Below are 13,555 nucleotides of genomic sequence, written 5' to 3' on the forward strand. Positions count from 1 at the left end.
AAAATAAGTCTACAAAAGCTGATCAAAATGTATGGGAAGATTATTGATACGCTTTCCCGTGGCATGAAAAATAGCATTCGCTACCGCTGCCGGAATAGCCGTAAGCCCGATCTCCCCTACTCCTTTAACGCCAAGCTCATTGATTAATGCATCTTTTTCTTCCACAAAAATCACATCCATTTCCGGGATATCGGCGTGCACCGGAATATGATATTCAGCCAGATTGGCATTCATATATTTACCAAACTGTTGGTCAATTATGGTTTCTTCGTGCAGCGCTTTACTTATTCCCCAAATCATGGAACCCAATATCTGGCTCTTTGCTGTCTTGGGATTTATAATTTTTCCGGCTGCAACTGCGGTTACCACCTTTGTAACGGTTATCGTGCCCAAATCTTTATCAACTTCGACTTCTACAAAGGAAGCGCTATGAGTTGCCTTCGTGAATTTTCGTAGTTTTAGAAGATCAGGACCGCCCATTTTGGTGACTTTAATTGCTTTTCCATTATTTGCCGCAATTATCTCGGCAAACGAAATGCTAAACCCGGAATTATTTTTCACGCCGATTTTACCGTTCTTAAAAAGAATCTCATCATTTTTCAGATTCTTAAAAGGCAAGTCAGGCTGGTCTTTTAATACTTTGATAATTTTTTCTTTTAATTCTTTTACTGCAACTACAATAGCTGCTCCGGTTGAAGCCGTTATTGCAGAACCTCCCTGAAACATAGAAAAAGGTTTTTTACTGTCGCCATAAGAAAAAGTAACATCATCGAGGGAAAGTCCCAGCTCATCTGCAGCAATCTGAGTCATTACGGTAAAAGTTCCTGTACCAATGTCGGTTGTTGCGTTGCTTATTTCCAGTTTTCCTTCTTTGGTTAAGATAGCCTGAACCCGGGCAGGAAATTGATATGCATCCCAGATTCCTGTTGCCATTCCCCATCCTACCAGTCGGTTTCCTCTTGTGGTACTGCACGGTTCCGGATTTCGCAAATGCCATCCAAATTTTTCTGCACCCTTTTCATAGCATTGTTTTAACTCTTTACTGGTAAAAGGTTTTTGCGTAGAAGGATCTATTTCTGAATAATTTTTTAAACGAAATTCCAACGGATCCATTTTTAGTTTATAAGCCAGTTCATCCATAATACATTCTATCGCATGCATACCCGAAACACCTCCCGGCGCTCTCATATCTATAGGAGTGGCCAGATCAAGAGGAGCAAGTTTGTATTCGTATAATGTATTGGCGGCAGGATAAAGCTTATGACTCCAGGTAACCAGTATTTCATTGTAATCTTCATATCTGGAAGTCTCTCCAATGGCTTTATGATTCATGGCTGTGACTTTCCCTGCCTCATCAGTGGCAAATTTAAGAGATTGTATCACCTGCGGACGATGGCCAAAAGAGAACATTTGTTTTCTTTCTAAAACAACGCGTACATTTCTTTTTAATTCAAGAGAAGCCATAACACAAAGAAATAACTGATATTGTGGTCGTAACCCTGATCCAAAAGCACCACCGACAAACGGAGCAAGCACTCGCACATCTTTGTATTTTAGTCCAAACACATTGGCCACATACAATTGATTATTTATGGTTCCCTGAGTTTTGTCGTATATTAAAAGTTTGCCTTCACCCTCGTAAACGGTAGTCGTAGCAAATAATTCTAATGGATTGTGATGTTCGGTACCATGAAAGTAAACTGCTTCCGATTTAAAAGGAGCTTTTTCGTATGCTTCAAAAAAATCTCCTGTCGGTTTTGGCGGAGGTGGTTTTAATGGCGTTGACAACCCTTTTTTAGGTTCTCTCGCCCGATCGGTGTTTTCCTGGAGCAAAGTTTCAAAAGCTTCTTGTTCATAAGTAAATCTGATTAGCTGTGCCGCATATCGCGCTGTTTCAAAATCTTCTGCTACAACCAATGCAATGGGCTGGCCATTGTACCTGATTTTATTATCGCTCAGTGGTTTAAAAACGGTTCCCGGCGGCGCGTCCATATCGGCATACTGTAAATCAAACCATGCCAGACCCGGACGGTTTTCATGGGTAAATATTTTGATAACCCCATTCACTTTTAATGCGTCGGCAGGATCTACACTTAAAATCTTACCTTTTGTTATAGTACTGCTTACCACGTACCCATATAATAAATCGGGTACGTGATATTCTGCGGCATATTTAGCGCCGCCTGTTACTTTTTCAAATCCTTCGATCCGGCTGACCGGTTGTCCTACTAAAGGTTTATTTTCCATTTCATTTATCATTTAGGATTAAAGGGACGGGCGGGCGCCGGGTCTTTGTGTTTTCGGATTGAGTGCCATAAAACAAGCTCGGATAATAGCACGTTTCGCCAGTGGAATCTTGAAATTATTTTCTCCTCTTCCCTGCGCGCCATCCAGAATTATATCGGCTGCATGGGCAAAGTTCTGTTCTGTTGCCTGCTTATCCTGTAAAAAATCTTCTGCTTCTGTTACACGCCATGGTTTATGCGCTACTCCTCCTAAAGCTATTCGCGCTTTTGCGATATGTTTTCCGTTTACTTCAAAACCAACACCCACCGATACTAGTGCAAATGCATACGAATGACGGTCGCGAAGTTTTAAATAGGTATAATTTTCTGAAAATTTATTGGGAGGAAGATCTATCGAAATAATTATCTCTCCTTTTTGTAAAGTATTATCCAAGTGAGGTCTATCATCCGGAAGGCGATGAAAGTCTGCAAAGGCAATACTTCTCTCGCCATCAGGACCTTTCACATTCACAACCGCCTCCAGAGCAGCCAGTGCCACACACATGTCGGACGGAAAAACTGCAATACAATCTTCACTTGTACCTACTATAGCGTGCATGCGATTGAAACCTTTTATAGCAGGACATCCTGATCCCGGAACCCGTTTATTGCAGGGAACATCGGGATCATAATAGTAATAACAACGCGTTTTTTGCAATAGATTTCCGCCGTTGCTGGCCATATTTCTAATTTGTGCAGAAGCTCCCGCTAAAATTGCTTTAGACAATAAGGGATAGCGTTCTTCAATTAAAGGATGATAAGCGGTAGTGGCATTTCTAACTAACGCACCCAGACGAATACCGCCATTTTCCAGTTCACGGATCTCATTTAAATCTGCTATATCATTTATATCAACAAGTGTCTCCGGATTTGTTAAGTTATATTTCCAAAGATCCAGAATGTTTGTACCTCCGGCTATAAATATGGCTCCATCCTGCAAAACACTCTGGATTGCGTCATTTACGGTCACTTCTTTTTTGTACTGAAAATTATTCATGATTACCTCCCTTCATAACCTGCATAATAGCATCTATTATACCGGCATTTGCACCACATCGGCAGAGATTTCCACTCATTAATTCTTTTACATCTTCACGGTCCTCTGCTTTTCCTTCCTGCATCATACCAATTGCACTGCAAATTTGTCCGGGCGTACAATAGCCGCATTGAAATGCATCATTCTCAATAAAAGCTTTTTGTAATGGATGAAGTTCGGAGTTTTCTGCTACTCCTTCTATAGTCGTAATTTCACTTCCGTTTTTCATCACGGCAAGTGTCATACAGCTCAGGATTCTTTTTCCGTCGCATAAAACTGTGCAGGCGCCGCATTGTCCGTGGTCGCATCCTTTTTTGGTTCCGGTTAAATGGAGTCTGTCCCGAAGTGTATCCAGTAATGATACCCAGGGAAGTATATCGAGTGTATAATCTTTATGATTAACAGTTAGTGTGGTTTTCATTAAAGGCTTATCCTTCATAATCATTTGATTTATAGCGTATATGCTCAAACAAATCTATTCAAACAATTTGCATTTCATCTTATATTATAGTGTTTGATATTTATATAATTTCCGTAAGATTATTTAGATAATGCTATTTAGTATAAGTGAAGCAGTATTTTTAAATAAAATCTAAAAATATCCATATCGGATGACCTTCACTAAATGCAAAATTCCTTGCTATATTTCATTAATAAATTATCGTAACTCTTTAAATTATATAAACATGCCAGAGAATCCTATAAATGAAAATGTTGACATAGCACATACTTTTGGATAAATATTAAGAGATAAATAATTCAGCAATATAAATATCACATGAAATCACAATCACATACTTTCCAAAATTCTAATTTGCGTACTTCATTTAACGCACAATCTTCGACTCTTTTCGTTGATGCAGAATTTAGTCCTGAAATGCAAAGCACAACCGAATTAATCGACTTACATTATAAATATGATGATGAACCGGATTTTGACTGCGAATTCCTGCACAGTTCGGCTCTACATTATGACGACAATGAAAGCACCATTGATCCCGATCAGGAAGAAGATTTAACAGATCATTATAATGACAGAACCTGGGATATGGATATGTACGATCCTTATTTAGAATCTACTTATTATTAAGACTTCGAGAAATTAGAACAAGTAAAAATGAACTTAAAAACGATGGATTAATTGTTATTTGATAATCTGTTTGTTTACAAATTTTCATCTTTATTTTTAAATTAGTTTAAATATGCTTTGATGCTCTAAAGTCAATAGTTATCTTTGAAATATGGACAATACCAGTGATAAAATTTTTGACATACGAAAACAAAGTTTTCCTATAGTTGGCGTTGCAGCATCATTAGAAAATCATGAAGACGTTATTAAGCTTGTAAAAAATCTCCCTTCTGTAAGTGGTATGTCCTTTATTTTATATTTGGAGAACAGACAGGAATCGGAAACTGAGCTAATTAAGCAACTTACTGAAAATACAAAATCGGAGGTCGTTGTTATTGAGCCCGGAAATTTTTTAGAACCTGATAAACTGTATATCTTTAAGCATGATCAGACTCTGTCGCACAGTCATGGCACTTTATCTGTAACAAGCAGAAAAAACAGCGTTGATTCACTATCTTCGATAGATCATTTTTTTGTGTCTCTTGCACTGGCATGCAAAGAATTTTCGCGCGCCATATTACTTTCCGAAAACAAAACAGATGGTTTTATTGGTTTAAATTATATAAAGGAACAAGGCGGAACTGCATTTGCCCGACTTTCTGAAGCTACTCATGAGTACAGCCGAAATTATAATGACTCTTTATCTGAAACAGCCGACTTTGTATTAAAAGTTGAAGATATTCCTTCACAATTAATGCTTTTAGAATCGGTTTATGATTCTAATTATTCTATGAATCCGGATAAGGATAAAAATATACTTCAGGGCGATGATGATATTTATATTGCGATATTAAATCTCCTGCGCCAAAATACCGGTAATGATTTTTCAAATTACAGACAGCCGACAATTCGAAGAAGAATTGCGCGCAGAATGGTAATTGCCAAAATCAGTAATTCAATAGAATATCTTGAATTTATTAAAGATAACCCGGTTGAACTGGATTTACTTTTTAACGATCTGCTAATTCCTGTTACTGATTTTTTCAGGGACTCTCAGGTTTTTAAAATGCTTCCGGAAGTGGTATTTCCTAAGATTTTGGAAAACAAAAAAAATCAGGAAGGAATCAGAATTTGGGTTGCAGGCTGCTCGACCGGACAAGAGGCTTATTCCATAGCAATCTCATTGCACGAATATCTTGCTTCGAAAAATATTTCTTTAAAAGTACAGATTTTTGCTTCAGACATATCTGAAAAATCTATCTCAAAAGCACGTGCCGGGATTTACTCCCGTCAGGATATAAGACGTGTATCCGAGAATCGCCTTGCAAGATATTTTACAAAAATCGAAAGTTCCTATCATATCAATAAGGAAATTCGTGATCTCTGTATTTTTGCATCACATAACTTTATTAAAGATCCGCCTTTTGCCAAACTCGACCTTGTCTCTTGTCGCAACGCGCTTATTTATCTGGATTCTTATCTTCAGAAAAAAGCATTTAAAACCTTCCACTACGGATTGTTGTCAACCGGTATGCTTTTACTGGGCAAATCTGAATCTACCAGTTACACACCCGGATTATTTGAACCTTTATCTAAAAATTTAAAGCTTTTTAATCGTCTTAACGGTGTCAACGCTAAAATTCCAATTTCGAGAGAAAGACTTGATACTGTTTCTTCTTCCCGTTCAAAGGCAGTAAAAAAAGAACTTTCTCAGCCCAATTATCAGGAAGCAGCACAGAACATTCTTTATAATCACTATACACCCGCAGCGGTTATTGTGAATGAAAAAAAGGAGATTATTCATTTTCATGGTGATACCGGCGCTTTCCTGCTTTCCCCGCAAGGGAAACCAAATTTCAATATTCTGGAAATGGTGCGTGAAGGACTTGCATTTGAGGTTCGTTCTGCGCTGCTGGACGCCCGAACCACACAGCAAAAAGCCATCAAAACTTCTATCCCGTTGAAAGACAGGAAATATATGGCCGATATTGAAGTGGTTCCGTTAACCTCTGACATTGAAGAAAAACACTATCTGGTTTTATTTCGTAAGAGCGTTAAAATAGTCGGAGAGGATTTGGATAATGAAGGTGTTAAAGGCAAAGCGGAGAAAAGAATTAAAACCCTGGAAAAGGAAATTGAGCAGTTAAGGGAAGATATTAAAAAAGTTACCGAAGACCAGGAATTATCAAACGAGGAACTGCAGAGTGCCAACGAGGAATTACTAAGCACCAGTGAAGAACTCCAGACTTTAAATGAAGAGCTTGAAACTTCTGCAGAACAGCTTCAGTCTAACAACGAAGAGTTGCTGGCTATGAATGAAGAACTGGTGGACCGACAGGAACAACTTGTTTTTTCACGTCTTTATGCCGAAGCTATTATTGAAAATATTAGAGAACCATTAATAATTATTAATAAGGAGCTGCGTGTAAAAAGTGCCAATGCTTCTTTTTATAATCATTTTTCAACGAATGAAGAAGCAATTGAAGGCCGCGTCATTTTTGATACCATTATTGGTGTCGGAACTCTCGCCGATTTACGTCATCAAATAGAACTCTCACTTTCCAAAGGCATAAAACTGGATAATGTAGAGGTTAAAATAGTGATGAACAACGGCAATGAGATGACAATGATTATGAATGTAAGACCTATAAGCGACAATAAGCTTGGAGAGCCTTTAGCATTGCTTGCTTTTGAAGATATTACTGACCTGCTTCGTACCAATAAAGTATTGGAATTTACCAACCATGACCTGGAAGATAAAAACAAACAGCTGGCTTCGTTTACTGCTGTTGCCAGTCATGATTTGCAGGAACCTTTAAGAAAAATCAGTATTTTTTCGGGCATGATCATTAAGAATAAAAACAATATTCTTTCAGAAGAATCAACCGGGCACCTTAACCGTATACTGGTAAGTGCCGGCCGAATGCAGCATCTTATTGATGATCTGCTGATGTATTCTAAGGTTACAAGTGTAAATCAGGGTGATTTTGTGGAGACCGATTTATCACAGCTTATTAATGATGCCTGCGATGAAATTGATGACATGATCCTGAATAAAAAAGGTATCGTTAAAGTGGGAGAAATACCTGCTTTGAAAACAATTCCGGCTTTAATTCGTCAGGTATTTATCAATTTAATATCCAATTCGCTAAAATACAGTAAAGAAAATGAGTCGCCTATTATCACCATTACGGCTTCTGCAGGCGGACCACCGTCAGGTTTTTTAACTGCTGCTAAAACCAATTTTATTAATATAAGTGTTAAAGATAATGGTATTGGTTTTCCGGAAACAGTTGGAGCACGATTGTTCGACCCATTTTTCAGACTGCATACTAAGGAAGAATATGAAGGAACAGGGATTGGCCTTGCATTATGTAAAAAAATAATGGACCTGCATTCTGGTTTTATAACATGTATAGGAGAAAGTGGAAAAGGTTCTGAGTTTAACCTCTATTTCCCTATTTTTACATGATAAAACTATAAAACAAATTGTATGTCAAAATCGGGACCCATAATTATACTTGAAGACGATCAGGATGACAAGCACCTGATGGAAAGAATTTTAAATGAGATTGGAGTTAAAAACGAGCTGGTTTACCTCAGCAATGGTGATGAAGCACTGGAATATTTGTACAAAGCTACTAAATCTTTGTTCCTCATTTTTTGCGATATCAACTTACATGGAATGAACGGGTTGGAGCTCAAAAGAAAAATAGATAATGATCCGTATTTGAGATTAAAGAGTATTCCTTTTGTATTTTATTCTACTTCTGTGCGTCAGGAACAGGTTATCGAAGCTTATTCTGAACTTACTATTCAGGGCTTTTTTAAGAAAGAAAATGATATTACTGATGCCAGAAATACGATTACCACAATTATAGAATACTGGAAACTTTGCAGACATCCTAACAAATAATATTTTGATTTTCTAAATAGTATTCGTTTCGATTATCTACAATTAGTTATATGTGAGTCGGTTCAAACTTTATTATTTAAATTTTAAAAATTGATATAATAATATCCGATACTGAAATTTTGTTCAGCCAATAAAAATTGATTTATACAATTACAGTTTGTATTTTTGCCGGCATGAATGATAATTTTATAAATGAATATTTTGGTATCGGAATACAAAATGGTAAAACGCCTGAAAATTTGGGTGTATTATGGCGATCGGCTCAAAATTTAGGCGCTACTTTTATATTTACCATAGGCAATCGCTACGCCAAACAGGCCTCTGATACTCACGATGCGGTAAAATCAATTCCGTATTTTCATTATGATACTTTTGAAGCTTTTTTTGAAAACTTACCAAAAGGAGCGCGATTGGTTGGCGTTGAACTAAATGAAAAAGCTGTTTCCCTGGAGACCTTTGAACATCCGCGTCGCTGTGTTTATCTCTTAGGCGCAGAAGATCATGGTTTATCTAAAAAAGTAATGGAAAAGTGTCATCATTTAGTGCAGTTTAAATCTGAAAAAAGTTTAAATGTGGCAGTCGCGGGAACCATTATTATGTACGACAGAAACTTATCTAAACCGCGATCATAGCAATTATTGATTGATCTAATATTGCTATGGATTTCTGTTAAGTTGTTATTTATAAAAAAGAAATCTTTAGCTTTAGTTCCAGCCTCCGCCAAGAGCTTTATACAGCTGCATTGTTGAGCTGAGTTGATACTGGGTCAACGATGAAAGACTTAATTCTGCTTCAAATAACGAACGCTGCACTTCTAAAACTTCCAGATAAGAAGTATATCCGTTATAATATCTGGCTTCAGATAATTCGAGGTTCTTTTTTGCAGCAAGCACTTGTTTGTTTTTTGCAATCCATTCTTCTTTGTATTTTTTCACATTTTGTAAAGACTGCTCTACTTCTGCTACAGCAATTATACAGGTTTTTTGATAGTTTAATTTGGATTCTTCGGCAATTTGTCTGTAAATTTCGACCCTTCTTTTATTTTTTCCGAAATTAAAAACGGGGCCTGCTAAAGAGGCACTTGCATTTTGCAGGTAAGAAGAGCTATTGAATAAATCGCTGACATGATTATTGGCAAAACCCGCAAAAGCTGCAATATTAAATGATGGAAAACGCATGGCCTGAGCCACTCCAATTCTCTCGTTGGCCGCTCTGTAAGTCATTTCGGCCTGATTTACATCGGGTCTGTTACGTAATAAAACTGACGGAATAGAAACAGGAATTGTATTAGCAACCTGAAGTTCCGTATTTGTTTTTCCGCGCGGAATCGCTCCAGGCATCTGACCGGTTAAAATCGATATGGTGTTTTCTAAATATGTTATTTGTCTTTCGGCAGCCGGGATCTCGGCTTCGGCAATAGCTACTTGTTGTTCTATCTGTGCTTTGTCAACTTCAGAAACATATCCGCCTTTAAATCTTTCATTAATAATATCAAAAGCTTTTTGTCTGGTGAGCAAGGTGTTCTGCGCGATTAATAACTGGTTATCATAGTCCCGAAGCTGAAAATATGCCACTGCTATATCATTTACCAAATTTGACAAGATAACTTTTCTGCCCTCATCACTGGCAATTAATTCATCTCTTACCGCTCTGTTTTCATGACGAATTTTACCCCAAAAATCCAATTCCCACGAAAGCGTTGCAGAAGCGTTAGAAGGCAGAAAAGCATTTTCATTACTATTTACAGTTGCATTATAACCTATATTAGGTAGTAAATCTGCTTTGGTATAACCCAATTCGGCACGTGTGCGCTCGATACGGGTCAGAGCAATTTTTAAATCATAATTATTTTCTAATCCTTTGCGTATCAAGCCAACCAAAACCTCATCATTAAAAAGTTCAAACCATTTTATATTGACTACAGATGCCAGAGTGTCGGCATTTGCAGTTCCATATTTAAAAGAGGCCGCTTTTTCGGTTTCGGGTTTTGAGTATTTAGGTCCAACCAGACAGCCTGCAGGCAGCAATGCAAGAAAAAGAATAACAACGATTATTTTAAATTTATTCTTCATGATCTGCAGTTTTTGAATCCATATTAGTCTCTGTTTCTACAACGTCATTTTTCTTTTTGCCAAAGTTCTCGATCATAACAAACAGTCCCGGAACAATTAAAACTCCAAGAATTGTCGCAATCAGCATTCCGCTAAAAACGGCCATTCCCATTACAATACGGGCTTGTGAACCGGCACCTGTTGCGGTAAGTAAAGGGACAACACCGAGAATAAAAGCAAATGCAGTCATAAGAATAGGACGGAAACGCAGTTTTGCAGCGACCATCGCCGATTCGTACAGCGGTTTTCCTTTCTCGTATTCTTCTTTTGCAAATTCCACAATCAGGATGGCATTTTTAGCTACCAGTCCGATTAATAATACTAGTCCGATTTGTGCAAACACATTATTGACATACGCATCGCTTCCTATTCTCGCGAGGAGCAATCCTAAGAAAGCGCCGAAGACCGCAAATGGCGCACCAAGCAATACGCTAAAAGGTAATTTCCAACTTTCGTATTGCGCCGCCAGAATTAAAAAAACAAAAATCAAAGCCATTAAAAATACCGTGCCGCCGCCCGGAGAATGTTTTTCCTGATAGGATAAGTTGATATAATCATAACTCATATCTGCGGGAAGCGTTTCTTTGGCAACTTGCTCTAAGGCATCTAAAGCCTGTGCACTGCTGTAACCATCATTTGGGCTACCTCCGATCTCAGCAGAACGGAATAAATTCAGACGGTTTGTAAAATCAGGTCCGGTCACTTTGGTTGTAGTTACCAAAGTAGAAATGGGCAGCATGTCGCCATTATTGTTTTTGACATAAATCAGGTTTAAATTTTCGGGTCTTACCCTGTCAATTGCTTCTCCCTGCAGATAGACTTTATACTGACGTCCAAAACGGTTGAAATCATTCACGTACGATCCGCCTAAAAAAGCGCCCAGTGCTTCGGTAACTTTGGAAACCGGTACACCTAATTTCATGGCTTTATCGTTATCTATTTCTAATTTAATCTGTGGAGTTCCGGCATTAAAAGTGGTATAAATTCTTTTTATCTCCGGTCGCTTTTGAGCAGCCGCAATAAATGCCTGAGTTTGTTCTGCGAGATACTGCGGGGTATTTCCACCTCTGTCCTGCAGCATCAGACTAAAACCTGCCGATGCGCCCAGACCCTGAATTGCGGGCGGGCCAAAAGAAAAAGCAGTTGCTGTCGTAATTTGTGTGGCCAGTCTTTTATTTAACCTGTCGACAAATTGTTTTGCGGTTTCGTCTCTTTCTTCCCATGGTTTGAGGGATATAAAAATAAATGCATTGTTGGGCTGATAGGAATTAGTCAGCATACTAAAACCGTTTATGGTAGTATAAGAAAGTATCGATTTTTCTTCTTTTAAAAAACTATCGACTTTTTTTGAAATTTCATCGGTGCGCTGTATCGAAGAAGCCGGCGGTAATGCAATATTCACCAACACATAACCCTGATCTTCTTCTGGTATAAATCCTAATGGGATTTTTTTCCCCAAGACAACTACTGCCAGTATGATTATCACTAATAAACCAATTATGCAAAATGATTTTTTAGCAAAAAATGTCGCTCCCTTAATATAGCCGCCTGTAACTTTTTCGAAAATTCTATTGAATCCCGTGAAAAATCTGGCAAGCCATCCTGTTTGTTCTTCTACAGGTTTTGTGGGTTTTAAAAGCATCGCACACAGAGCCGGACTCAGCGACAAAGCACTAAAAGCCGAAAAAGCAACTGAGACTGCAATGGTAATAGCAAACTGCTGATAAAAACGTCCTGTAATTCCGGGTGTCATCGCTACCGGAACGAAAACCGCAATTAAGATCAGGGCAATGGCAATTACAGGACCCGATACTTCACGCATGGCCTGAATTGTGGCCTCCCTAGGAGTTTTGCCTTTTTCGATATGATGTATCACGGCTTCTACCACGACAATTGCATCATCGACTACAATACCGATGGCCAGCACCAATCCTAATAATGAAAGTGTATTGATCGAAAATCCCAATAAGGGAAATACAGCAATAGTACCAATTAATGAAACGGGAACGGTGATTAACGGAATTAAAGTAGCCCGCCAGTTTTGAAGAAAAATGAACACTACGAGGATAACCAGTAAAACAGCTTCAAATAAAGTATGAACAATGTCATCAACTCCAGCCGTAATTGCTAATGTGGTGTCTAATGATTCCTGATACACAATGTCTTTCGGAAATTTTGCAGACATCGATTTCATGGCACTTTTGGCCAGTTCTGCAACTTCGAGAGCATTACTTCCCGGCATCTGGTATACAGCAATTACAGCACTTGGCGAACTATTTCTGCGGGCGGTTGAACTGTAATTTTCTGTCCCCAGCTCGATTCTTGAAATGTCATGTAAAAGAACCTGAGAGCCGTCTTCCTTACTTCTGACTACTATATTATTAAATTGTTTTTCTGTTATCAAACGATCCTGCAATGTAACTCCATAAGTAAATTCGGTACCCAGAGGAGCAGGTTCTGCACCAAATTTTCCACCCGGACTAATCATGTTCTGCGCATTCAGTGCATTTTTCACATCGTCTACCGTTATGCCTAATTTACTCATGATGTCAGCATTAAGCCAGATTCTCATCGAGTAATCACTTCCCCCAAAGAGGGAAACCTCTCCCACTCCTTTTATACGGGCCAACTGATCTACAATATTAATACTCGCATAATTATTTAGAAACTTAGCATCGTATTTTGGATTGGATGATGTCACGGTAAATAACATCATGGGGAATGACAATGATTTTTTTACCACCACACCTTGTTGTTTTACACTTGCCGGCATAAAAGGTGACGATTGGTTCTGTCTGTTTTGAGTGAGCATATTGGCATTATCCAGATTGGTACCCACATCAAACGTTACTTCTATCGTACACGCACCGTCTGAAGTATTAGTCGATTTCATGTACAGCATATTCTCTACTCCGTTCACTTTTTGCTCGATTGGCGTGGCAACGGCCTGTTCTACATTTAAGGCATTTGCTCCTGTAAAACTGGTTGTAATTTTTACTACAGGCGGATTGATATCCGGATATTGTGATACCGGCGTTTTTTGTAGTGCCAGCAATCCCAGGATTACGATTATGATACTAATAACCATCGCGACGATTGGTCTTCTAACGAAAAATTCTCCCATAATGTATTTTTTAA

9 protein-coding genes are annotated in these 13,555 nt (G+C 38.3%); 4 read left to right on the forward strand and 5 right to left on the reverse strand.

The genetic code is table 11. The features are described from left to right. Positions 1-9: 9 nt before the first annotated feature. The 3 genes from ABEB31_RS00515 to ABEB31_RS00525 are packed head-to-tail and all read right to left on the reverse strand — an operon-like array spanning position 10 to position 3,760. Positions 10-2,247, reverse strand: coding sequence for a xanthine dehydrogenase family protein molybdopterin-binding subunit (locus ABEB31_RS00515; RefSeq protein ID WP_347049295.1), 2,238 nt, complete (start codon positions 2,245-2,247; stop codon positions 10-12). Positions 2,248-2,265: 18 nt separating this feature from the next. After that, positions 2,266-3,282: an FAD binding domain-containing protein gene (locus tag ABEB31_RS00520; RefSeq protein WP_347049297.1), complete on the reverse strand. Its 1,017-nt coding sequence runs from the start codon at positions 3,280-3,282 to the stop codon at positions 2,266-2,268. Then, positions 3,275-3,760 carry a (2Fe-2S)-binding protein gene (locus ABEB31_RS00525; RefSeq protein ID WP_347049299.1) on the reverse strand — a complete coding sequence of 162 codons (486 nt, stop codon included), beginning with the start codon at positions 3,758-3,760 and terminating at the stop codon, positions 3,275-3,277. Before ABEB31_RS00525 ends, ABEB31_RS00520 begins: the two co-directional genes overlap by 8 nt. A 339-nt stretch (positions 3,761-4,099) precedes the next feature. Here ABEB31_RS00525 and ABEB31_RS00530 point away from each other — a divergent pair, with 339 nt between their 5' ends. The 4 genes from ABEB31_RS00530 (at position 4,100) to ABEB31_RS00545 (ending at position 8,938) form a co-directional block, all read left to right on the forward strand. After that, positions 4,100-4,411: a hypothetical protein gene (locus ABEB31_RS00530; protein WP_347049301.1), complete on the forward strand. Its 312-nt coding sequence runs from the start codon at positions 4,100-4,102 to the stop codon at positions 4,409-4,411. Between the two features lie 151 nt (positions 4,412-4,562). Then, complete coding sequence (locus ABEB31_RS00535; RefSeq protein WP_347049302.1) at positions 4,563-7,862, forward strand: CheR family methyltransferase; 3,300 nt, start codon at positions 4,563-4,565, stop codon at positions 7,860-7,862. Positions 7,863-7,883: 21 nt separating this feature from the next. Further along, positions 7,884-8,306, forward strand: a complete 423-nt coding sequence (locus ABEB31_RS00540) for a response regulator (protein WP_347049303.1) — start codon at positions 7,884-7,886, stop codon at positions 8,304-8,306. 173 nt (positions 8,307-8,479) lie between these two features. Continuing rightward, on the forward strand, positions 8,480-8,938 hold the full coding sequence (locus tag ABEB31_RS00545) for an RNA methyltransferase (protein WP_347050029.1): 459 nt from the start codon (positions 8,480-8,482) through the stop codon (positions 8,936-8,938). Positions 8,939-9,010: 72 nt separating this feature from the next. Here ABEB31_RS00545 and ABEB31_RS00550 read toward each other — a convergent pair whose 3' ends face one another. Further along, entirely contained in the window at positions 9,011-10,378 is a 1,368-nt protein-coding gene (locus ABEB31_RS00550; protein ID WP_347049304.1) for an efflux transporter outer membrane subunit, read from the reverse strand. After that, positions 10,368-13,541: an efflux RND transporter permease subunit gene (locus ABEB31_RS00555; RefSeq protein ID WP_347049305.1), complete on the reverse strand. Its 3,174-nt coding sequence runs from the start codon at positions 13,539-13,541 to the stop codon at positions 10,368-10,370. Before ABEB31_RS00555 ends, ABEB31_RS00550 begins: the two co-directional genes overlap by 11 nt. Positions 13,542-13,555: the final 14 nt, after the last annotated feature.

This window comes from Flavobacterium olei (assembly GCF_039749035.1).
GTDB lineage: Bacteria > Bacteroidota > Bacteroidia > Flavobacteriales > Flavobacteriaceae > Flavobacterium > Flavobacterium olei.